The organism is Paenibacillus camerounensis, assembly GCF_000723885.1.
Lineage (GTDB): Bacteria > Bacillota > Bacilli > Paenibacillales > Paenibacillaceae > Paenibacillus_AQ > Paenibacillus_AQ camerounensis.
Genome location: NZ_CCDG010000013.1, coordinates 22,480 through 44,501 on the forward strand (window position 1 = coordinate 22,480; position 22,022 = coordinate 44,501).

Annotated in this window: 23 protein-coding genes; 7 read left to right on the forward strand and 16 right to left on the reverse strand. The window is 54.1% G+C overall.

Annotated elements, in window-relative coordinates; genetic code table 11:
• Nucleotides 1–105 precede the first annotated feature (105 nt).
• The 3 genes from BN3772_RS30525 to BN3772_RS05655 are packed head-to-tail and all read left to right on the forward strand — an operon-like array spanning nucleotide 106 to nucleotide 3,154.
• Nucleotides 106–258, forward strand: a complete 153-nt coding sequence (locus BN3772_RS30525; protein ID WP_157643548.1) for a hypothetical protein — start codon at nucleotides 106–108, stop codon at nucleotides 256–258.
• Nucleotides 251–1,174 carry a hypothetical protein gene (locus BN3772_RS05650; RefSeq protein WP_042197631.1) on the forward strand — a complete coding sequence of 308 codons (924 nt, stop codon included), beginning with the start codon at nucleotides 251–253 and terminating at the stop codon, nucleotides 1,172–1,174. Before BN3772_RS30525 ends, BN3772_RS05650 begins: the two co-directional genes overlap by 8 nt.
• A 57-nt stretch (nucleotides 1,175–1,231) precedes the next feature.
• Nucleotides 1,232–3,154, forward strand: a complete 1,923-nt coding sequence (locus BN3772_RS05655) for a hypothetical protein (RefSeq protein ID WP_042197634.1) — start codon at nucleotides 1,232–1,234, stop codon at nucleotides 3,152–3,154.
• A gap of 252 nt (nucleotides 3,155–3,406) precedes the next feature.
• Here the strand turns inward: BN3772_RS05655 and BN3772_RS05660 are convergent, their stop codons facing one another.
• The 6 genes from BN3772_RS05660 to BN3772_RS05685 form a co-directional block, all read right to left on the reverse strand.
• Nucleotides 3,407–3,736: a DUF6468 domain-containing protein gene (locus BN3772_RS05660; RefSeq protein WP_042197637.1), complete on the reverse strand. Its 330-nt coding sequence runs from the start codon at nucleotides 3,734–3,736 to the stop codon at nucleotides 3,407–3,409.
• Between the two features lie 76 nt (nucleotides 3,737–3,812).
• A complete protein-coding gene (gene aroB / locus BN3772_RS05665; RefSeq protein WP_042197640.1) occupies nucleotides 3,813–4,952 on the reverse strand; it encodes a 3-dehydroquinate synthase in 1,140 nt (379 codons plus the stop codon).
• Nucleotides 4,953–4,992: 40 nt separating this feature from the next.
• The gene (locus BN3772_RS05670; protein ID WP_042197643.1) at nucleotides 4,993–5,982 is read right to left on the reverse strand and encodes a phosphotransferase; all 990 of its coding nucleotides are present in this window, start codon (nucleotides 5,980–5,982) and stop codon (nucleotides 4,993–4,995) included.
• A gap of 31 nt (nucleotides 5,983–6,013) precedes the next feature.
• On the reverse strand, nucleotides 6,014–6,859 hold the full coding sequence (locus tag BN3772_RS05675) for a GNAT family N-acetyltransferase (protein ID WP_042197646.1): 846 nt from the start codon (nucleotides 6,857–6,859) through the stop codon (nucleotides 6,014–6,016).
• Between the two features lie 49 nt (nucleotides 6,860–6,908).
• Nucleotides 6,909–7,193 carry a WecB/TagA/CpsF family glycosyltransferase gene (locus BN3772_RS05680; protein ID WP_042197649.1) on the reverse strand — a complete coding sequence of 95 codons (285 nt, stop codon included), beginning with the start codon at nucleotides 7,191–7,193 and terminating at the stop codon, nucleotides 6,909–6,911.
• A gap of 3 nt (nucleotides 7,194–7,196) precedes the next feature.
• Nucleotides 7,197–7,706, reverse strand: coding sequence for an NUDIX hydrolase (locus tag BN3772_RS05685; protein ID WP_052380396.1), 510 nt, complete (start codon nucleotides 7,704–7,706; stop codon nucleotides 7,197–7,199).
• Between the two features lie 153 nt (nucleotides 7,707–7,859).
• Between BN3772_RS05685 and thyX the strand changes: the two genes are divergently transcribed.
• On the forward strand, nucleotides 7,860–8,561 hold the full coding sequence (gene thyX / locus BN3772_RS05690) for an FAD-dependent thymidylate synthase (RefSeq protein WP_042173106.1): 702 nt from the start codon (nucleotides 7,860–7,862) through the stop codon (nucleotides 8,559–8,561).
• Here the strand turns inward: thyX and BN3772_RS05695 are convergent.
• The 5 genes from BN3772_RS05695 to helD all read right to left on the reverse strand — a co-directional run bounded on the left by BN3772_RS05695 (nucleotide 8,553) and on the right by helD (nucleotide 12,994).
• Nucleotides 8,553–8,957: a MerR family transcriptional regulator gene (locus BN3772_RS05695; protein ID WP_042197652.1), complete on the reverse strand. Its 405-nt coding sequence runs from the start codon at nucleotides 8,955–8,957 to the stop codon at nucleotides 8,553–8,555. The genes thyX and BN3772_RS05695 overlap by 9 nt on opposite strands.
• A gap of 11 nt (nucleotides 8,958–8,968) precedes the next feature.
• On the reverse strand, nucleotides 8,969–9,121 hold the full coding sequence (locus BN3772_RS30530; RefSeq protein ID WP_157643549.1) for a hypothetical protein: 153 nt from the start codon (nucleotides 9,119–9,121) through the stop codon (nucleotides 8,969–8,971).
• Between the two features lie 87 nt (nucleotides 9,122–9,208).
• Nucleotides 9,209–9,865: a P-loop NTPase family protein gene (locus tag BN3772_RS05700; RefSeq protein ID WP_042197655.1), complete on the reverse strand. Its 657-nt coding sequence runs from the start codon at nucleotides 9,863–9,865 to the stop codon at nucleotides 9,209–9,211.
• Nucleotides 9,849–10,436, reverse strand: a complete 588-nt coding sequence (locus BN3772_RS05705; RefSeq protein WP_042197658.1) for a GNAT family N-acetyltransferase — start codon at nucleotides 10,434–10,436, stop codon at nucleotides 9,849–9,851. The genes BN3772_RS05700 and BN3772_RS05705 overlap by 17 nt, the downstream gene beginning before the upstream one ends.
• Nucleotides 10,437–10,558: 122 nt before the next feature.
• Nucleotides 10,559–12,994, reverse strand: a complete 2,436-nt coding sequence (helD, locus tag BN3772_RS05710; RefSeq protein WP_042197661.1) for an RNA polymerase recycling motor HelD — start codon at nucleotides 12,992–12,994, stop codon at nucleotides 10,559–10,561.
• A 367-nt stretch (nucleotides 12,995–13,361) separates the two neighbouring features.
• Between helD and infC the strand changes: the two genes are divergently transcribed.
• Nucleotides 13,362–13,889, forward strand: coding sequence for a translation initiation factor IF-3 (infC, locus tag BN3772_RS05715; protein WP_042197665.1), 528 nt, complete (start codon nucleotides 13,362–13,364; stop codon nucleotides 13,887–13,889).
• 82 nt (nucleotides 13,890–13,971) lie between these two features.
• Here the strand turns inward: infC and BN3772_RS05720 are convergent, their stop codons facing one another.
• The 5 genes from BN3772_RS05720 to BN3772_RS05740 all read right to left on the reverse strand — a co-directional run bounded on the left by BN3772_RS05720 (nucleotide 13,972) and on the right by BN3772_RS05740 (nucleotide 20,769).
• Nucleotides 13,972–15,432 carry a sensor histidine kinase gene (locus tag BN3772_RS05720; protein ID WP_052380397.1) on the reverse strand — a complete coding sequence of 487 codons (1,461 nt, stop codon included), beginning with the start codon at nucleotides 15,430–15,432 and terminating at the stop codon, nucleotides 13,972–13,974.
• 19 nt (nucleotides 15,433–15,451) lie between these two features.
• Nucleotides 15,452–16,135 (reverse strand): response regulator transcription factor, encoded by a 684-nt coding sequence (locus BN3772_RS05725; RefSeq protein WP_280114377.1) that lies wholly within the window; start codon nucleotides 16,133–16,135, stop codon nucleotides 15,452–15,454.
• 29 nt (nucleotides 16,136–16,164) lie between these two features.
• The gene (locus tag BN3772_RS05730) at nucleotides 16,165–17,196 is read right to left on the reverse strand and encodes a DUF4097 family beta strand repeat-containing protein (RefSeq protein ID WP_042197668.1); all 1,032 of its coding nucleotides are present in this window, start codon (nucleotides 17,194–17,196) and stop codon (nucleotides 16,165–16,167) included.
• Between the two features lie 246 nt (nucleotides 17,197–17,442).
• Nucleotides 17,443–20,172 (reverse strand): galactose-binding domain-containing protein, encoded by a 2,730-nt coding sequence (locus tag BN3772_RS05735; RefSeq protein WP_042197671.1) that lies wholly within the window; start codon nucleotides 20,170–20,172, stop codon nucleotides 17,443–17,445.
• Between the two features lie 306 nt (nucleotides 20,173–20,478).
• On the reverse strand, nucleotides 20,479–20,769 hold the full coding sequence (locus BN3772_RS05740; protein ID WP_157643550.1) for a hypothetical protein: 291 nt from the start codon (nucleotides 20,767–20,769) through the stop codon (nucleotides 20,479–20,481).
• Between the two features lie 359 nt (nucleotides 20,770–21,128).
• Between BN3772_RS05740 and BN3772_RS30535 the strand changes: the two genes are divergently transcribed.
• Both BN3772_RS30535 and BN3772_RS05745 read left to right on the forward strand, forming a co-directional pair.
• Complete coding sequence (locus BN3772_RS30535) at nucleotides 21,129–21,263, forward strand: LPXTG cell wall anchor domain-containing protein (RefSeq protein ID WP_157643551.1); 135 nt, start codon at nucleotides 21,129–21,131, stop codon at nucleotides 21,261–21,263.
• A gap of 17 nt (nucleotides 21,264–21,280) precedes the next feature.
• A complete protein-coding gene (locus BN3772_RS05745; RefSeq protein WP_209443620.1) occupies nucleotides 21,281–22,021 on the forward strand; it encodes a sensor histidine kinase in 741 nt (246 codons plus the stop codon).
• Nucleotide 22,022: the final 1 nt, after the last annotated feature.

The following is a 22,022-nucleotide window of genomic DNA, read 5'->3' on the forward strand; positions in this document are numbered from 1 at the left end:
TAGGGACAGTGCAGCAGTTAGCTAAAATCTGTAAATAGCATGCCATTATGATATAATTAAACATTGTAAACTTCAACTTTAGCCTGTCGTGAAAGGAAGAGTTCCATGATTTCATACGTCATTCTCGGCATTGCGTTTCTATATGCCGTCATTCAAATTTCACTGTACGCTTCAAGGCGGCGCAGGCCGCTTACCCGTGATGATATTGACGAGCGGCTGCTTGCCGCACTGAACGGAGGGACTCCATCCCGTGACTAAGAAACGACCCGTCACCTTCCGGCCGTTCAAAGCCCCGCGCTACGCCTATGACAAGCTGCGGGTCTGCCGGCACTGCGGCAATTACACTGCGCTCGGTGAGGAGCGCTGCGGCAAATGCGGACGCGCTGCGCTCAGACCGGTGGGCCGGCAGGCTGCTTCGCTCGCCGGGCGCAAGATGCATACCCGTCTGCTGCTGCTCCTGCTGCTTACTCTTGCTGCGGTCTATTTCGGGCAGAGCCTGCAGCAGATGGCGCTCAGCGGAGCCGGCGGGGCCGTCCTGATTGCAGCCCTCTATTATATGCAGCGGAAGGTCCGGCAGAATGAGAACCTCTTTGCCTTAAACGAGCTGCTCGGCCGGAATATCGACCATATCCGGGAAGGGCTGGAGCTGAACCGCCAGGAGGCCGTTGCAGTCTTACGTGAAGATGATGTACTCGCTTATGAGAAGCTGCGCGAAATATCTGTCCTGCTGCGCGGCGACCGGATCGCCCGTCAGCGCGTCGCCCTGCTGCACGGCTTCCAGCTGCGCAAGGATATGAATCTGGAGCTTGAGCAGCTGCTGCTGCGTGATTTCGAGCCGCTGCTTGCCGAATATATCGGCGAAATTGCCCGGGTCCGGCCCGAGCTGATCAAGGACCGCACGCTACGCTATATCAAGAATCATGAGGTGCAGATTCTTGAAATGAACAAGGGCAGAGAAATCCTGGCCGGTGTATCCGGAGCGGCAGTCCGTCTGAAACGGAACGCGCTGCTGTACTCCGGCATGATCGGAAGATATGTACAGGAGCTGCCCAAGGACAGGTTTCTGCGGCTGTCCAGACTGATTTCCGCCAGCCCGCATGAGGCCTGGAACGGACTCGACCAGCGGATAGCCGAGGTCAAGGAAGCAAAGTACCGCTGGGACCCCGATTTTTAGATAGAGTGCCGTAAGACTCAGGCATGATATATTTTTGAAAAAAGGGGCTACTATACTATGACGTTCAAACAAGCCATAACCCTGCGGAATATTATGATCATTCTGTGTATTTGCATGGCAGGGCTGCTCGTTTCGAAGGGACTGCGGATTGAAGACAAGCTCCGGATGGTGCAGGAGGCTGAGCGGCTGTACGCCGCCGGGGACCTGATAGCGGCCGAGCGGCTGTACCGGCAGGCGGCGGATAATTATTCTATCCATTATAAAGAAGAACAGATAGCTGCACGGCTCACGGAGCTGGCACCGGTTACAGCGATTCGCAGCGGCCTGGATACGCTGGTCCGCACCTCAGCAGATCAGCTTATTACGAAGGATTTTGCAGGCTTTATGGAGAGCTATGCTTCCCTGCTCAGCCTGAAAGCCAAGTATTTCATCAGCGGCGGCCCTTATGAATCCTATTATCGCCAGCTGTCAGAGGACTCAGGCATTTCCCGGCAGCTGACAGGCGGATTTAAGCAGTTCAAGGACCAGTTTCTTGCCGGGCTTGCAGCCGGCGGCAGCGGTGAGGATACCGGTGATACATACAAATGGAACCTGCTGCTGATTCCAGATGCTTATTATGGAGGCGCAGACACCAAGACAGAGCTGCTGGCAGCCGGCTTCAAGTCACATGACATTTCCAGGCTGAAGGTGCTGGCAGCAGCCGGGAGCTTCCAGCCTATGCTCGACAGCGCCTTATCGATGAGTGGAGCCTATGATAGCCATGGCTACAAGGCTCCCTGGGTACAGGAGCAGACGGAAGAAAGTGCACGTCTTATCATCGGCAAAGACCTTGAGGGCGACAATTATTCTGCTTTTGCCGGGCATGCCGTTGCTTACCGCAACTACGCTGTGTCAGCAGGGCTTGCTGCCGGGTCGTCCAAGCTGCTGGCATCTATTGAGCGAAGCACATCCAAGCTGCTGTCCGGTGCCGCCCGGCTTGTGCGGAACGGGCAGTTTGCTGAGGCGATTCAGCTGTACAGCAGCCTCACTCCGCTGCAGGATACTTCAGGCGAAATCGCCGCAGCACAGCTGGCCTGGAATACCGCTGAGCCTGTCCGTCTGTTGCCGGGCGGTGATGCGGAAGGAAGATATGTATCTGTAACTTCCGTTTCCGGGCGATATGGCGCTAAGGTGGCTGTAGCGGGAGTAGACAGCAGCGGCATGCTGCATTATGCATATCTGCAGGAGGACGGAATCATTTCGACGCGCGCAGGCGGCGTTATTCCGGAATTCGCGAGGCTGAACGGCATTTCCTTTGACGACCAGCTGGCTGCTGTGGCTGAAGTGCCGGTTGTGGTAGCCCGGGGAAGCCGGGATGACGGACGAACCGGCTTCACAGCGTATCAGATCAAGCCTGAGGGTATTTCAATGCTCTTCTCTTTTGCCGGAGACAGCTATGCACTGCAGGCAGAGGACGGCTCGATTCACGTAGCTAATGCAGATACCGGTGACGGCGTGGCCGGTGAGACCGGAGTGTATACTCTGAGTGAAGGCGCCTACCAGTTTGCCGGAATCGTGCAGATAGCGCCCCCGCTTATCTCCGCTTACGATCTGGAGCTGTATCCTTTTTCAGATGTCACAATGAACGCTGAAATGTACATTGATAGCTCCGGACGGAGCGTCGGCATTGCCGATGGCCGTTATCTTTTACTGCAAGGTAATACAGGCTCAATTACGGGAACTGCCGTCATTACCGGACAGTATCAGAACAGATATGACTATGCAGGTACAGAAACCGGAGAGCAGTATGTTCCCGTGTTCGTTATCGGTTCGCTGGAAAACGTCAGGCCAAAGAATACAGACACCGGCACAGACCCGGAGATGGATTCGGAGCTGAATATGACACCTGACGCAGAGGCTGATTTGAATCCGGTGCCGGACGATACAGGTGCGCAGACAAATACCAATGCAGAGGCAGGCGCTGGGGCAGGCTCGAATTAAGCTGCAGGAACAGAATGCATCTCATTTTGGGATTGGCAGCAGATCATTCCTGACGATAGACCCGTCAAACCATAAAGAGCAGCGGTTCGCAGACAATCTGATTATCTGCGAACCGCTGCTCTTTTGATTAACAGGATGACCGTCTATTGTTAGTGCGTGCGGTGAATCTAACGGGCAAAGATGACGATTTACCCAATCATGTCCTGCTGATGTACCAGAGTTCCCGTTTACCTGATTACTTCAAAAACTGCATTATCCTGCCGAACCGTTAATTTCTGCTTTTTTCCTGCGGCCCAGCAGCCGTTTATAACGCTTCTGAGCAGACAGAACATCCGAGGCGGCAGCAACGGTATCCTTCACCTCACCCAGCACCGCTTTGGTCTCCTGCACCGATGCCTTCATCCGTTTAACCTGCGTTTTTATTCCGTCCTTACGGCTTTTGGCCTCATCCAGCGTCTCCTGGACATTCGCCTTTACCTCGTCCATCGGTTCTTTCAGGCGGTCTACTGACTGCTTCACTCCATCCAGTGACTTTTTCAGCCCGTCGAGGCTGTTCTTGAATTCCTTAATCGGGTTGCCCATATAGATCCCTCCTGCCTATTCTATACCCAGTACTTACCCCTGTAAGCAGAGACGGATTCAGGAGATGCTCCATCTTTTAGCCGCGAATTTCTTCCAGCAGTGCCATAATCGTCTCTTCTTCTACCGGCACTGAGTAAGCACCATCCGCAAACGTCTTCATCGCTCCGATCCCGTCCTGAAAAACAAAGCGGATCCGCCCGCTGCGCACCTTCTTGTCCGTGTACATTTTGTCAACCAGCATTCGGTTTGTAATGGAGGCCGGAATCTCTGCCGGCAGACCGGCCTGCTGCAGCAGGCTCACAACCCGTTCCGCTTCCCCGTCCGTCATATAACCCAGCTTCACTCCAAGCCGCGCCTGTATAACCAGTCCTACGGAGACGGCTTCACCGTGCAGCAGCTCATAACCGCTGACCGCCTCCAGTGCCCGTCCGGCTGTATGGCCGAGGTTCAATATCTGCCGCAGATTGCTCTCATGCTCATCCTGCTGGACCACCTCATATTTGATCCGGCAATTGTGCAGGGCAATCTGTTCACAGGTCTCAGGATCAAGGATCAGCTCACCGTCAGGCGATACTACCTTACCGATGTTATCCTCCAGATAACGGAAAAATTCCGCGTCCGCCAGACAGGCATGCTTAATGGTCTCTGCCAGGCCGCTGCAGAACTCTCGGACCGGAAGTGTACGCCAGGCGGCCAGATCAATATATACCTTGCGCGGCTGATGAAATACGCCGATCAGGTTGGTGGAGACCGGCGTGTTCACTCCGGTTTTACCGCCGACAGAGGCATCCGCTGCCCCCAGCAGTGTCGTTGCATAGTTCAGGCTCGGCACCCCGCGCCCGAATGTTCCGGCCAGGAAGCCGGCCAGATCGGTAACTGCCCCGCCGCCGACGGCGATAATGCAGCAGTCCCGCCCGTAGGAGCGGCTCAGCAGCTCATCTTCGAGCCGCGCTTTGGTCTCACGGGTCTTCGATTTCTCGCCGGACGGGAAGGAGAACAGCTCTGCCGCAAAGCCGTTCTGCAGCAGAAGCTCCAGCAGCGGACGCCCGTAAAGCGGCTCTACCGAGGAGTCCGTAATTACAGCAAATTTACTGGCACCGGGAACAAGCCCCTGCTGCAGGTCACGGATCAGTGACGGAAACAGCATTTCGCCGATTTCGATCGTATAGGAGTGATCGACTACCTTTTTTAGTTCAACGTGAAAGCTTTGAGACATCACTGAAGACCTCTTTTCTTCATGCCGGAGCATTAGATATTTAGAACCCTTGTCCACTGTACAACGGATCGGTCACCATTCTCATATATTTGACCAGATCGGCCCTCGCCTGCCCGTTCTCCTGCCATACTCCCAGGTTCCAGCACATGAAGCGGAGGCCCAGATAACGGGAGGCTGTCCGGAACAGTCCGGCGAATTCCTGCTGCGGAATATCACACCCGAGAACACCAAGATACCTCCGGTATTCCTCTGCCTGCTGAAGAGTCCCGCAGCGCATGGGAATGTCCATGAACAGCGAGCCATAACGCGCCTCTTCCCAGTCAATGAAATAGACATCCCTGTTATCCTTCACCAGAACATTGCCCGGATTAAGATCATTATGGATCATCGTAAAGGTGTGAGCGGCACAAACTACCGGCATCATATCCTCTACAATCCGTCCTGCTATTTCCTCAATTGCTGACAGAGTCTCCCGCCCGAATGTATCGGTAAAAGCAGCATTCTGCCTGGCATGCTCCCAGGATATTCTCCAGCTAGTATTAATAACCTCCGCCAGATAAGCTTCATCCACCCTGGGCAGCCATGGCAGGTCGCATATACATCCCAGATTCACATAATGAATGTAGGCCAGCGCCTCCGTCTCCTTCTGCTGAAGAGCAGACATATCCAGTCTGCTGTAATCTGTCCGGCCGTCCACATCCTCAATGCACAGCAGGCTGCGGCCTTCATATAACGGCTGGCCTGAGAGGCTGAACGGAACCTTGGCTCCCTGTGAGAACAGGCGTGAGAGTGCCGAACGTTCTGCAAATGTGGCCTGCTTGGTTACCAGATAAATTTCCTCTTGTTCACTGCTGCCCTTTGTTCCTGTTCCATACTGCAGCCGTACCCGGTTACGCATCAGTTCAACAGCCCGGCAGCCCGGATTCATGGGTATATTCTCTATACCCAGCACCTCGGCTTCAGGCGAAATGAAGCAATAGACGGTATCCTTGATCAGGTCAATCCTTCTGCTGCTATCGATCAGTTCCATATGGCAATCATCCTTAATTGTTATGTACTTATTACTGCTCCTGACGGCGGTAGGTATGTTCCGCAAAGCTTGCTATCCTTATAAACTGATTCTGCTCATAGAATCGAAAAGCACCCTCATTACTGGCAGCTACCCGCAGATAAATATGTCCGGTGTCCGGCTGTTTCAGCATACTGCTTATGCAGCGGCTCAGTATAAATGTTCCGTACCCTCTGTTCTGCAACTGCGGTGCTACTACAAGATCACGGATAAAATTCCATTCTGTAATGTATGCACCCGCCAATCTGTCCTGAAGCCAAAATGACCGGATCTGGCCTGCGGCTTCGTATGCTTCAAGCCTCTGTCCAAACCATTGCGCTTGCCTGTGGTATCCGCCCGTCTCCCAGCCGTTATCCATACAAAGCTGCTCATAAGCTGTATCGAATAAAATAATAAAGGAACCCAGCATCTCCGGTATATAACCCTGCTCACGGAGTAGCAGGCTGTCAGCCTGATCCGGCAGTCCGCCCATATACTGCAGCTGATAGCCCTCCAAATCAGACACAAAGCCAAGCTTCCTTACGAACTCTATAATTTCCGTGTTGATTCCATATACATTAAAGCAGATTTCCCGTTGATTACCCGGTTCCAGATAGGGAGAAATTCTATCATCTATTAAATTCAGCAGTACGCCAGGTTCCCCGCACTGGCTGAATGCAGCGTAGGCTATCACACAACCGGCATCTTCCGCCAGACACAGCACTCCCCGGTTACTCCCGGATTCCCCGTAATACAGCACTGTAACTTCATTACGTTCAAAAGCGGACTGCACATACTCCAACGCCCCTTTAGAAATCAGTGAAATCAGCTGTAAAATCCGGTCATTACGCTCCTCCATTATTCATGAACCCCTCCACTTAACTTATAAGCTGACTCCCAGTACCCTCTCAGTTCCCTTTGCGGATTATCGTCCGGAAGACGAACTTAGGCAGCGCCGCCTGTCTGCGCCAGCGAGACTTCTGGCCTTTGGCGACAGGTGCAAAAAGCAGCCGGTGGGCCCACTCCAGATTGAGCTTTTTCCAGATAACGGGAGCTGGCTTAACCTTTCCCGAGATAACGTCCAGGCTGCCGCCAACTCCGAACGCAAGCCTTACTCCGCCTAGCTCATGACGATGCTTATGCAGCCACTTATCAGAATAAGGCACACCCAGTATTGAAACGTAACGGCTCATAGATTAATAGCCCTCCCAGTCTTCCAGTACACTCCAGCTCACCACAGGCTCTCCCTGCATCGAGTGCATCGTACCGGTATAAATGTAATCATTATGTATTCCTGATTCAAAATAGTGCTGCAGCACCGCGCGTGTTGACGCCGTGACCTGGAAGCCGCCAAGCTTACCGGCTTCCAGCCACAGCAGTTCCCCTTCTTCACCGGCAGCCAGCGGGCTTCCGGATGCAACAATGCCCATAAAGATGTACTGTACAGTAATTTCCTGTCCGGCCCTAAGCCGGTATATCATGTAGCGGAGCGTCAAGCCGCCGATATTCTGCCCGGTAAGTCCTGTTTCCTCAATAATCTCACGCAGACAGGCAGTCCGGGGATCGTTATGTTCCCCGTCCTCAATGTGGCCCCCAACGGGAACCAGATGCCCGCCGAGAAAACGGCTGCCGGTCTTTTTTTGCAGAAACAGCACATCCTGAGCTTCATTGAATAAAAAAGCTACCGCCATCTGCCTAAGCCGCATATCTAGATCACTCCAGCTCCCGGATACAAAAACACAGGAAAATTATACCACGGTCTCTCATTGCGGATAAACCAAAAAAGCCATATGCAGGAAAAGTATTCCTGGCGGTTGAATAGAAAGCAGAGGCTTAATTTCTAATGGGGGTTTGTTAACATGCTGATTAATGTGCTCGACAAGGGGTATGTCCGGCTGGTCAATCATATGGGCAGTGATCTGACTGTGGTGAATGCAGCCCGGGTTTCTTATGCCAAACAATCGGAGGAGCTTAGCGAAAAGGATATCCGGCTGATCCGGTTTCTGGCCCGGGAAGGCCATACCTCACCATTCAGACATGCTGTCATCCAGTTCGAAATCTATGCGCCGCTGATGGTCGCCAGACAGTGGTGGAAATATGTTGTGGGTTCTGCCCATTATGAGGGTACCGGTGACAGCCTGGAGGCCTGGAATGAATCCAGCCGCCGGTATATTACGGAGGAGCCGGCCTTTTATCTGCCTTCGGGCGGTGAGTGGCGGAGTGCGCCGGAGAATTCCAAGCAGGGCAGCGGGAGTCTGATTGCCTGGGAGCTTGGGGAGAAATATACGAAAGAGCTGATGGATTACACTGAGCTGGGTATGCAAAAATACGAAGCCGCCCTCGCGGATGGAATCTGTGCAGAGCAGGCACGCCTGTTTCTTCCGGCCTACGGGTTATATGTCCGCTGGTACTGGACGGCATCGCTGCAATCCGCCGCCCACTTCCTGCAGCAGCGGCTGGAGCATGATGCCCAGAAGGAGATTCAGGATTATGCCAAAGCCATTCTCAGCATGGTAAAAACGTTATTCCCGGTTACTGCGGATGAGCTTCTGTCAAGCTGACTGCTCCTTATGCTCTGTGCGAAAAGATTGTAAATAATCACGGATCTCATCCTGCGGTGTTTCCAGCAAGCCGGCAAGCATCTGCTGTATCGCCTGCATCGCTGCTACCCGCTCATCAATTTCCGAGATTTTATTCCGGACCCGCGCTTTCAGCGATTCGGCATCCATCTCTGAACCGAGCATCTGCAGCACCTCCCGGATTTCCTTCAGCGAATAACCGAGAGATTTGGTGTCCTTTATGAACTTCAGCTTCACCAGATAATCTTCTGAGTATATCCGGTAACCGTTCGCTACCCGCCCGGGGGCAGGCAGAATGCCACTTTCTTCATAGTAGCGGAGGGTTGCCATACTTACTCCTGTTCGTTTTGCCAGTTCCCCGCGGGTCATCCCTTTCATAGCCGCTCCTCCTAAAAATCTCTTTTTTGCGTATAGGCCTGGTCGAATTTCACCTCCGGAAAACGCTGCGAAGGCCCTTCCAGCAGACGCCGCGGCTCCCCTTTTAAATACTGGTCAAAGAAGGCTGTTACATAGGAGCTTGTAATATCCACAACCTGTATCATTCATATCTCTATAAAAAGAAAACACTCCTGCACCGGACCGCAGGAGTGTATATTCATAGAATGAAACCCGGAAATGCTCAGCAACAATTATAAAACCAGCTTCTCCACAAACCCGCCGACGCGCTCCGTGTATTCAGCCCACCGGAAATCCTTATTCTCAATAATCAGCTTTGGAATATCCCATGCGTCCACCACTGACCGGACGAACGCCTGGCTGCCGCCCCATAATGCTGCCGCCTCCCGGAAATCCTCATCCGTATGCAGCGAGACGGGCCCCCATTCATTGCCGCGCACGCTGCAGATAAACCGCCACTGGGCCTCCACATCCAGCTGGTAAATATAGATCAGCACCGGGTTCAGCGCAGCCAATATCTCCTGCAGCGACGAGGTTAGCTTCATCAGAATAGCTAAGGGCATCCCCATATGGTGAGCATAGCTGATAGCATCCTGAAACAGCACACTTTCAATAATCGTTACTTCATCACCGCTTCCAAGCCGCTCCTCTACAAATCTCCGGAACACAGCTTCAAGCTGTGTTGTGAATATCTCCGCCTGCTCCTCATCCGCCAGGGAGGTGAATTCATACCCGCGTATAAACAGCGGATGGTTCTCCTCCAGCTCCAAAATGCACCTGCCGGCCACTCCCCGGGACGTCAGCAGCTCTGCAACGGGAGAGGCACAGGTTGTTTTACCGGAGCCCGGCATGCCGTCGATGATGATTAACCGTCTAGAACGGCTTGTCATTGTGAACACCTCTTGTCATCGTTTCTCTGGTCAGCACGTACATCTCTTCTCCGTTACAGTCCGCGTAATCTTCAGTCAGTCCTTCGAGCACACGGTCCAATGTGAAGCCGAGTCTGCCAAGAATCTTAATAGAAGCCGTATTCCGCGGGTCAGCCTTGGCGTATAACCGGTCCAGCCCGATTACCCCGAAAGCATATTCCGCCATAGCCGCGGCCGCCTCAGCAGCATACCCCCGGCCCCAATACTCCCTTCCGAACAGATAGTACAGCTCTTTGTCAGGCGGGCTGAAATCGAGTGTGCCTGCACCGCACCAGCCGATGAATGCACCGGATTCTTTTAACCGGATGGCGAACGAATATTTAAAAGCTTCATCAAACGGTGTATTGTAGCTGCTGATCAGCCAGTCAAAAACCCCTTGGTACTCCTCAGCGGAAAAGACATCCATATGCATATACGTAAGCACTTCCGGGTCCTGCATCAGCTCGAACGATTCCTGCAGATCGCTTTGGATATATGGGCGGATAAGCAGGCGTTCCGTTTCCAGGCGCATTACGGCTAAAGCCTCTATCATGGCCATTCCTCCCGTTTCTTTCAGGCAATATGAGCTAAGCATAATCCGGTTCGCCGGCAGGTGCCAATGTAGAGTTTGATTTTAACCGAGTTTACCCGCTGCTTATAACAGTCGGAGGCTACTTAATCAAGAGTCACCGCGTCATATAAGGCTTCATCGATCCCCTCAATAAAAGGCGTCCAGTCCCCGGACGAATAGAGCATCAATTGATGCATCGCACGCGTACATGCTGTATAAAAAAGCTTCCGCTCACTCTCCCGCCGGTACGTCTGCGCAGAAGCATCATAGATCAGCACGGCGTCGAATTCGACACCTTTGGCGAGGTAGGCGGGGAGGACCAGAATTCCTTGTTCAAAAGTGAGCGTATCCTTCGTAACCAGCCGCAGTCCTTCAGCGCCAAGTGATGAGAGTGCCTCATAGGCTTCGCGGCTTTCACCTGCTGTTTTGGTAATAACTGCGATGGAATCGAGGCCTTCCGCCCGGAGCGCAGCTATATCCTGCATCATCCGTACCTCCCGCTTTCCGCCGCTGCCTGTTCGGGTAAGACATGGCTTCCTGCCGCCCCGGTCGAACGGGACAATTCCCGCCTCCGGCAGCAGCGATTTCGTAAACTCTACAATCTGGCGGGTGGAACGGTAGCTCCGTACAAGCATTATCAGCGAGGTCTCTTCTTCGCCATAAAGCCCTGTTAGAGACGGCCCTGCTTCCGCCAGATTCGTCGCCTGCGGAGATATCGCCTGCCCGAAGTCGCCGAGCACGGTCATCCGCGCCCTTGGAAACAGCTGCTTCAGAAAAGCATATTGGAACGGAGAGTAATCCTGGCCTTCATCTATAAAGAGATGTCTGACAATTGTGTTCGTCCGCGTTCCTTCAATGAGCTCCTTCAGATACAGAAACGGAGTTGCATCCTCATAGAAAAGCTCAAGCCGCGCCAGCTTCTCCTGCGTCTGCCCGCATATTTCCGTCCACAGCTCCGGCACAGCAGCAGTCCCCGTCATCTGCCGGTAAGCCTCCGCATCCTCCGCAAACAGCTGGCTGTAAAGTCCGGTTACATCTATAAATTTCAGGCGTCTGACCTCCCGCCGCAGCGGCTTGAAGCTCTCCTTCACAATCAGCCGCAGCAGCAGCTCCTCCTCCTGCTCGGCGTAGTCGAATACATTCTCTTCCCCCTGCTCTTGTCCGCGCAGCTCCCCGTAGAGTTCCTCGTATTGCTCAGCGAAATCGAAGACTGCCGACTGCCGCTGTACTTTTTTGAGCAAGGTGCTGTAGGCTTCGGCATATTGCTCGGTATCGAGATAATCCAGCTCATCCCGGGCCCAGTCAGCATCCAGCTCAATGACTTCAAGCGCCGCCAGCTCCCGCAGCAGCCAATCCCGCAGCAGGGTAATGCGGTTAGCCAGACGTATAGTAGGGGCATAGCTGTAGAACTGCGATTTCATCTGTGCAGCCGTAATCAGCTCACGGTCCCGGAAGCGGATGCTGCGGAACAACATACCGTCCTGTCCCAGCCACAGCGCGTAGCTGCGGAGCGCCTGCAAAAAATCACCGGAAGCCTTATAGGTCATCCCGCTCATCCGCGCTTCATAACCCGGTGCCGCCCCCGGACTCATCGCATATTCGATCTGCGCGAACGGGTCCTCCAGCTTGAACTCCGCCCCAAGCCAGTGCTCCAGATATTCCTGGAAGGTCGTCTGCTGCATGTTCTCTTCACCAAGCTCAGGCAGGACGGTGGATACGTAGCTGTTGAACATCGGATTCGGCGAAAAAAGCACGATCTGATCTGCCGTGATCCGGTCGCGGTGCTTATACAGCAGATAGGCTACCCGCTGCAGCGCTGCGGAGGTTTTGCCGCTGCCGGCCGCCCCCTGGACAATAAGCATGCGGCTTTTGTCATCACGGATAATCGCATTTTGCTCCTTCTGGATCGTAGCTACAATGCTCTTCATCTGTGAATCGGCACCTTTGCCGAGTACCTGCTGCAGCAGCTCATCCCCGATGGTCAGGCTTGTATCGAACACATTCTGGAGCTTGCTGCCCCGGATCTGATACTGCCGCTTCAGCGTCATCGTTCCGGCAATCTCTCCTCCCGGTGTATCGTAGCTCGCGGCACCGGGTGAATGGTCGTAATACAGGCTGGCAACGGGAGTTCGCCAGTCATAGACCAGGAAGTCCAGGCCGTCTTCAGTGGCAAAAGAGGCTACACCGATGTAGACTTGCTCATCGCCGCCCTGCCCCTCCTCCTGAAAATCAATGCGTCCGAAGTACGGGGACGGCAGCAGCCGCTTCATGCTGTTGTAACGCTGCATCCGCACCCGGTGGCTGCGCTCCCGCTCGGACAGCAGCGCCTCCTGCTGCTTGATGCTGTAGAAGGTCTCTTCGAAATCCTCGTCCGTGCTGGTATTAACGGTCACTTCCTCCCAGAACCGCTTACGGATCTCCGTTACCTGCTCCCGCAGTCCGGACACTTCCGGTTCAATTCCGGCAATGGCTGTCTGCAGCTCCTCCGTTACCAAATCCAGCCGCTCCTGCTCCCGCTGCCAATCCTCCGCATGAATCATCCGCTGACACACTCCTTTATTAATCTGGTCTGCCTTCTGCCAAAAATCAGGTTTGACAAAGCTGCAATTCCTATGGTAAGATTAAGATATAAATAAGATGTCATACTTATATCTTAATTTTAATAAAAATAGTGACGCTGTTTTACTATATCACAACGAATTTCATCATGCAACGGAATTATATATGGAGACCCGGCAGAAATTGCCGGGTCTTTTTTATTCCCCTGATAGTTTGGGCGGGGATTTCAAGAGCGCCCGCGTGCGGAATTTATGAACGCCCGCAGGCAGGTCTCCGCTCTGCTGATTGAACGGCGGACCACTTCCCGTTATGATAACAGTATCCATGTCCGCAGGAGGTTACCTATCAATGGCAGTATTCATGAACGAACAAATACGGGCGTCCGAGGTTGTCCTTACCGGACTCCGCGGCGAGAAGCTCGGCATTGTCTCCAGAGAAGAGGCGCTGGGAATGGCCCGGTCCCAGGGTGCCGATCTGGTCTGCACCTCGCTGATGAGCAGTCCTCCGCCCTGCACCCTGATGGCCAAGGGCAAGGCAAAGGCTGCGGCCCAGAAGGAAGCAGCGTCCGCACGCAAGGCCGGTTCCGGCCAGGCAGCCGGGCCGAGCGGCGGCAAAGACAAGGTCAAGGTCAAAGAGCTGCGCTTCACCGCCCATATCGAGGAGCATGACTACGACACGAAGCTGCGCCAGGCGGACAAGCATCTGCGCTCCGGCAAGCCGGTGCTGCTGAATGTCCAGGCTTCGGGCGCCAAAGAAGCGGCCGCAGCCAAGACCGTAATTGAGCGGCTGGTAGCCGATTTGTTGGATGCCGGAGTCAAGGACACCGGTGTACAAAGCGGCGGCAAAGGCTCAAAGGTGCAGCTGAATCCGCGTTAATCTGCGCGCAGCTGACTGGAAAGGGCGTCATCACAGCCGGGATACGGCTGTGATGACGCCCTTGTTCGTTACAGCCCCGAATTCAGCTTCCTGCGCTGCTCCTTACTTCCTGTTCCCTAACCCTGGATCCCGTTCCCCGCACAAACGACAGCATCACCTTCGTGCCAGCCCCCTCTATACTCTCAATGGTAATCGAGCCTCCGTAACGCTCCATGATCGCCTTGGCAATCGCCAGGCCCAGTCCCGATCCGCCCTTTGCCCGGCTCCGCGACCCTTCCGCCCGGTAAAAGCGGTCAAAAATATGCGGAAGCTGCTCTGCAGAAATCCCGATTCCTGTATCTGTAACGGATACAATGACCTGATCAGCGTCAGCTTGATATGCAATGTGCACACTGCCGCCTTCCGGTGTATATTTCAGCGCATTCTCCACAATATTACGCAGCACCTGGTAACAGGCGCCCGGCGGCATCCGGACCGGCAATGGACTGGCATTTCCGGCTTCACCGGTACTCAAAGTAACACCGGAACCTACATGAACGGTCTGGGGCACCAGCTCTTGCAAAACCTGCTGCACCTCACATTCCTCCCCGGTGCCTTCCTGCACCGGCTCCTCCGTCTCGGCCAGCAGCAGCAGTTGGGCGATAAGTTCCCTCATCCGGCCCGCCTCATCCATCATGAATCCCAGCGATTCCTCCAGCACCTCCGGTGACTGCTTGCCCCAGCGCTGGATCATATGCGTATGCCCTTCGATGATAGCCAGCGGTGTCTTCAGCTCATGGGAAGCATCTGCTACAAAACGCCGCTGCTGGTCAAAGGACATGTTGAGCTTTTGCAGCAGCGCATTAAAGGTCGCCCCCAGTTGGTACAGCTCATCCTGCGCTGCCGGCAGCGCAAGCCGGTGCGACAGATTGTCTGCCCCGATACTCTGCACCTCGCCAATCATGCTGCGGATCGGCTTCAGGGCGGAGCGGGCGACCAGCCACCCGGCCAGCGCTGCTGCCCCGGCAGCCAGCAGCAGGCCGAGCAGCAGCAGCCGGCCTACTTCGCGCGAGGCTGCCGCAGCAGCAGAATACCCGCTGTCAGCCAGCCGCAGGGTTACCGTGCCAAATGCCGGCAGGGTCAGGCTGCTTACTGCCTCATACTGCCCGGCCTCTGCACCATCCCGCATCGCCGTGTCCTTCCCCGCCTCTACATCTGCACCCGATGGCGTACCCTCCTCTGCCAGCACCCGCCCCTTGGTATCCAGCAGCTGCAGCGTCTGGCCTTCATCCAGATCAGCGGCAAAGGAAGACAGGTCCGGCTTCAGTACCGCTGCCGCCCCGCTCCCTCTTCCGAAGCCGGGTCTTAGCAGCGAAGGCAGGAAGGTGACCTCCTTAATCTGCAGCTCGAACTGCTTCAGCTTTTCGGTAAGCAGCTCCTTCTCCTGCTTCTGCGTCCATTGGCTAAAGGTAATATACACAAAGCCGCCCAGTACTGCCGCTACAATTAGTGAGGCCAGCGCAATGGAGGCGCTGACCTTGCGGGAGAATGTTAAGCCCTTCATTGTCCGTTCCCCCTCTCCGTCAGTCCCTTAGAATGTAGCCGCTGCCGCGGACCGTATGGATCAGCTTCTCCCCGTAGCCCTCATCCACCTTCAGGCGCAGATAGCGGATATAGACATCTACCACATTGGTTTCGCCCTCATAGGAATAACCCCAGACCAGATTCAGCAGCGCTTCGCGGTTCATCAGCCGGTTCTTGTTCTGCAGCAGGCAGCGGAGCAGCTCAAATTCACGCTGCGACAGCTCAATGTCCTGTCCGGCGCGGGTTACCCGGTGCGAAGCCGCACTGAGCGACAGGTCCTTGGCCTCCAGCAGATCCTCCGGCTCCCGGCTCTGCTGCAGCCTCCGCTGCAGGGAACGCATGCGGGCGAGCAGCTCCTCGATGGCAAACGGCTTGGGCACGTAATCATCCGCGCCGGTATCCAGCCCCCGCACCCGTTCGCTGATGGTATCGCGCGCAGTAATCATAATGATCGGCGTCTGCTTAACGGCGCGGATTCTTTTGCAGACTTCAATTCCGTTAATCCCCGGCAGGTTCAAATCAAGCAGAATAAGATCATAGCTCCCCTGTATTGCCTGCTCTGCACCGGCCAGCCCGTCTCTGGCAACGGTGATCTCATAGCCCTCATAAGCCAGCTCCAGCTCCAGCAGCCGGACCATGGCCGCTTCATCCTCAATAATCAGGACATGCTCCTTCGTACTCAAACGGTACTCCACCTTCTCACACTATCAGATTAATTGCTGTGCTGAAGAGACAAGCCGGCCAGCGAGGAAGCCTCAATGCGGTACGTTCCTGCGCCGATGGTTCCGCTGACTCTTCCGCCTTTTACGGTTAAGGGAAATTCCGTTTCCGGATTCCCGAACGTTGTACTGGCCTCCACCCGGACATCCGCCTGCTCAGGCCAGGCCAGGCTGACATTACCTGCCGTATTGGACACATTCCAGTGACCGCCGACTTTTGAAGACTCAATATGAATAATGCCTGCAACGCTTTCTGCCTTAATGGACGAGTAAGCTTCCTCAACAGACAGGTTGCCGTTTACAGTCCGGATATCGAGCGGCCCTGTAACCTTGTTGGCATCAATGTTTCCGTTCACCACAGAGACTGCTGCACTTTTCCCGGCACCGGCTATTGTAACAACCCCATTGTCAGTATGGAGGACCAGATCGCTTCTGCTCTCTTTTACCGTAATGTTCCCGTTATCCGCAGCTAATGTAATGGTGCCGCCCGCCGTCACTTTTGACAAAAGCAGGTTTCCATTAGTCAGCTCTGCCTGCAAACCGGCTTCAACAACCTTAGGCAGCGTAACCGTCAGATGAATGCTGATGTTATAACGGCTGTTTCCTCCCTCTGCTTCACCGTAGGTCTTGATGCTGAGCTCCTTGCCGTCCTGTATTTTAATTCCGCTTTTGGCTGCGATAGCTTCCGCTTCTGTCCGGGATGCATGATCGACTGCCACCCTAGTATGTACCTCTATCTGTGTACCGCTGCCCTGCTTCAGTTCAATTGAACCGTTCACGCCGGTAATGGCAATCCTCTCTGTGTCAGCGCCCATTTTAATGCCGGAAGTCCCTTTGTCAAAAGAAAATCCGGACCCCGTCGCCTCAGCCTTCACCTGTGTCTTCACCTGCTCCGCCTGCTTCGCTTCAAAATCAGTCTCATTCAGATGCCGGGCAAGCGCCTCTCTGCCAAACCCTGAGTCTGCGTACAGCAGCAGCGCCGCCGCCAAGAATCCTGATGCTGCCACTTTTATAGAGCTTTTCATAAACCTGATTCCTCCCATCCCTTGTGTATGTTCGGCTTAATGGTAAACCACAAAGGATGAGAAAGGCTTTGCAGCCAGATTAGAGTTTGATTAGAAGGGAAGGACGAAGGTTTTTCCTAATATGTAATAACATACCACCCATCAGGCAAATCCGTCTATTTAAGCATGTATACCGGATTCGCCCATTCCCACGACATGCCAAAAAGACCACCCGGAGCCGGATGGCCTTTTCTATAAAATTAGCTCTTACCAGTTGTTCCCCGAACCTGTGGCGGTGAAGCTGGCAGAAGCATTCACAAATTGTCCTGCTGGCGCACCAGTAACCGTATTGCTGCTGAACACCGAGCTGCCGGTTGCCGAGCCGTTGATATATACGCCGTAGGTTCCGGAATTCAGGATTGTGTTATTGGCATACGTGACTGAAATATTCGGAGCCGGTTCTTCCACAAAAATCCCCGAGTACGTGCTGTCCTGGATCGTATTGCCGGATACGTTAACCGTGAGGTTCTGTGCCTTGCCGCTGTTGTTCAGCCAGTAAGCCCAGATTGCCCCGATCTGATAGCCGTAGTCACGGTGGGCCGAGCCGGTACGCAGCAGCTTGTTCCCCTGAATGGTCAGCGTACCGGTCATGGACGGAGGATTGAAATTGGTGCCAAAAGAGATTCCGCCGCCTGTCCGCACAGTATCCGTAAGCAGGTTGCCGATCACCTTGTTGTCCTTGCCGCCGTAAATGGCGATGTTGTTGGCCAATGTCGGAATCTGCACCGTATTGTAGCTGAACGTGTTATTGGTATTCAGAAAAGCATCGGACCACATAGCCATGCCGTCGTCGCCGCTGTTGCGCACCGAGTTATTCGTAACGGTAGAGTTCGAGGTTCCCCGGTGCAGGTTGACGCCGTCCGCCCAGACATTGCGGATTCTGGAATTGGATGCGGTAACGTTATCCGTCTGATTCGTGAACCAGAAGCCTACTTTTACATGCTCGATCCACAGATTGCTGATAACCGAGTTCGTACCGTTGCCCTCAACCGCAGTAAGCCCGTTGTGATCGTCGCGGATGATGTCGCTGCCGCTGATTTTGAAATCAGACAGGGTTACATTTCCGCCCCTCAGATAAAAGCCCGCATAATTGCCGGACAGGGTAGAATGCCAGATGCCTGCCCCTTTTACGGACACGCCGCTGTCGAGGTACAGTCTTGTTCCGCTGCCGTCATAGCCGGCGCCCTTGCTGCCGTTGTTCAGATGAAAGGTTCCCGCCGGAATCCATACACCCTTGTAGGTACCGCCGGAGTTTTTGACAGCAGCAATTGCGTTGTTAAAAGCTGCCGTATCATCTGCACCGTCGTTTGCTACAGCACCATATGAGGTAACAGCTACGTAGTTGGATGGCATAGTAAGCGCCGCAGGAACAGCTTCTGTTTCAATCAAATCTACTGTGACATAAGCGGTTGAGCCAAAATTCAAATTGGACGCATTCCGCTGCAGCTTGATCACCGTTCCGGCCGGATAGGCTTTATCGAGCAGGACAGACACTTCATCGTACATATGAGCAGGTGTGGTCGAAGCCGCATTCGGGTTGTTAGACCAGCGGACCTCTCCCCCCTCTGTCCCCCATTCCCCGTAGTTCCAGCTGTATTTGGAGGTGAGATTGATGTCTTTGAAAAGCGTTCCGCCCACGTACATGCTGACCGCCGACTCTATGCCCGTTCCGGACGCATTATCCGGGATGGCATAGCGGATTGTTACACCCTGCGCGGGTTTGGCGAGCGTGATCTGTACGTACTGGCCTGCTGCGGTCAGCTTGATCGCTTTTCGGCCTGAAGCTTCGGATGCAAGCTCTCCGGCTGTAGTTGACGGGCCGATGAGCGCTCCGGTGTAGGCAGCATTTTCAGCTTCGTAGGTGTCATACGGCATATTTGCTCCAAAAGCTCCCGCCGATGGCGCTGGTGTAGGAACCGGCGTGGCGGTTGGTACTGGTGTCGCTGTCGGCACTGGTGTTGCGGTCGGCGCGGCCGTTGGGGCAGGTGTGACTGTCGCCGTCGGTGCCGGGGTCGGAGTAACTGTACCTGAGCCGTATACCTCAAGCTCGGCAGCCTGGCCGCCTGTTGCCCCGCTGTTTGTTGTGAAATTCACTCTGATATATCTGGCTGAAGCTGCTGTAAAGGTAATAGATACCGTATTGTTTGCAGCAGGGTTAAAGGTGTACGTCTGGGAACCGGCAAGCGTGCTGTAGGAGGTGTTATTCGTGCTGCCCTGTACAGACAGGGTCTGCGTTCTTGTGCCCCAGCCGGACGGAAGCTTGAGCTGAACGGTATGAACCGTCTGCGTACTGCCCAGATCAACGGTCAGCGTGTTAGGGTAGCTGTTAGCTGCCCCCTCGTAGTAGCTGGATGCATTTCCGTCCACCGCATTAGCTGCGGGAAAACCGGAGACGGTGTTGTTTGCGGTAACGCTTTTGTTAAGAGCCAAATTGGTTCCCTGGGACAGATCCAGCGACAGATTGTCCAGATTAACGTTGCCGCTGTCCGCTGTATCAAACTTGTAGGTGATTGTGCCGCTGCCTGCGCTTAGGGCAACCGTCTCTGAGGCAATGGCCCAGCTGCTCCAGCTTGCTGTGGCCGGAAGCGAAATTTTCTTCAGCTTGGTGCCGTTCACGTACAGGCTTAAGGTTTTGGCTGAGCCCGTGCCGTTGGCATATCTCAGGGCAGCTGTGTAATTACCCGCAGGTGAAACGCTTACATTAAACTTCGCAGAAGCAATTCCTTTGTTGCTGTCCGTGAACCCGCCGGCGAATCCCGTCCCGGTGTAGCCGGTATGGTCAGACGCTGACGCCGCTCCCCCGGACAGTACTGCCGACTCCGCTTCATACACTTGTGCCGCCGCCAGTGCTTTTGGAGTGACCGGAAACTGCAGCGCCACAAGCGCCATTACCAGAAGATAAATCAGAAACTTGCCGGTGCTTAACCTTTTTAACATTATACTTCCCTCCTGTGTGTAACAATCTGAGTGCTGCCTGCGGATCATAGAATATGAACGCGTATTGCGGAAGCACTTTAATAGTAAAATGTTTTGGCGGCATTATCCGGACCTTTGGCGGTGGAATCCGGACGTTTGGTGCATTTTTGCCTCTCCTTTCGTCCATTTAGCCTTATGTGCCGGATTCAGAGGTACTTTTGCCTCTCATTTCGTCCATTTAGCCAAATGCGCCGGATTCAAGGGCATCTTTGCCTCTCCTTTCGCCCATTTAGCCATATGCGCCGGATTCAAGGGCATCTTTGCCTTTCATTTCGCCCGTTTAGCTAAACGAGCCGGATTCAGAGGCACTTTTGCCTCTCCTTTCGCCCATTTAGCCATATGCGCCGGATTCAGAGGCACTTTTGCCTCTCCTTTCGTCCATTTAGCCAAATGCACCGGATTCAAGGGCACTTTTGCCTCTCCTTTCGCCCATTTAGCCATATGCGCCGGATTCAGAGGTACTTTTGCCTCTCCTTTCGCCCGTTTAGGCAAATGCACCGGATTCAAGGGCACTTTTGCCTCTCCTTTCGCCCATTTAGCCATATGCGCCGGATTCAAGGGCACTTTTGCCTCTCCTTTCGCCTATTTAGCTAAATGTGCCGGATTCAGAGGTACTTTTGCCTCTCATTTCGCCCATTTAGCCTTATGTGCCGGAATCAAAGGCATTTTTGCCTCTTATTCCGCAACCCTGGAGCAACTGGATGAAAACTGCAGGCAATACCTCAGTATCGGCAGTGACCAGCCGGAGAAGGTGTCCTGACGCTGCTTATCGTATATGCAGCGCAGCTGAGCATCTGTCTGCCGGTCGCCTTTTGGATTAAAAAGCCGGTTATTGTGGTCGCTGTTGCTTACGGGACAATTAATGCAGTTAAGTGCACGACTTCCAGTGCTTAAGCGAGTGCTGGCTGTAACGCCTTATGGGGAACATTATATTCATCTCACCGGCTACGACGACGGGTGATATGCTTACAGCTATTCTGGTTAGTGCGGGCTTTGCTGCTGTAATGCTTGGACTATCGTATCTGGTATTCCGCAGAACAGAGCTGAAATAGGATGATAAGGAAGGGTTGTGGGCCAATTGCTTCTTGCCGCCGGAATAACTGCCGTTATCTTAATAACCGGGCTTGCCTGGCATAATCTGCTGATCCGGCGGCAGCTGCAGAGCATCAACCGGCAGCTGGACAAACGCCTGAGGGAGATTACCCGCCAGCCGCTCCGGCTTGAGCTGATGAACAAGGAGCTGACGCTGCTCGCTAGCCACATGAATAAATGTCTGAAGGCGGAGGAAACGCTCCGTCTTCAAGGCATTCAGGAGGAGCAGGAGCTCCGGGAGCTGATCGCGAACATCTCTCACGATTTGCGTACTCCGCTGACAGCGATCAGGGGATATCAGCAGCTGGTGATGGACGAGGGTCTGACCCCCGGACAGCAAAAAAAGCTGCAGACCGCGCAAAAGCATGCTCATGCGCCGGGGCAACTGATCGATCATTTTTATGAGTACTCTTATCTGCTGCAGACTGAGCCTGAGCTGAAGATACAGGAGATTAACCTGAGCAATTACACGGCTGAATGCCTTGCCGCCTCCGTCGCTGTACTGGAGGAGCACCGGCTCGGAGTTGAGCTTGTGGAAGCAGCGCCAGTATTCGTATGTGCAGATAAAGAACCCCTGTCCAGAATCATACATAACCTGATCCGTAACAGTATCCAGCATGCAGACGGAGGCTTAACTGTAAAGGTTACACTGTCTGAGCATGGCAGCAGGGGGCGTTTTATCGTTCAGCAATCCGGTCAGCAGCTTCGCTTCTGTTGAC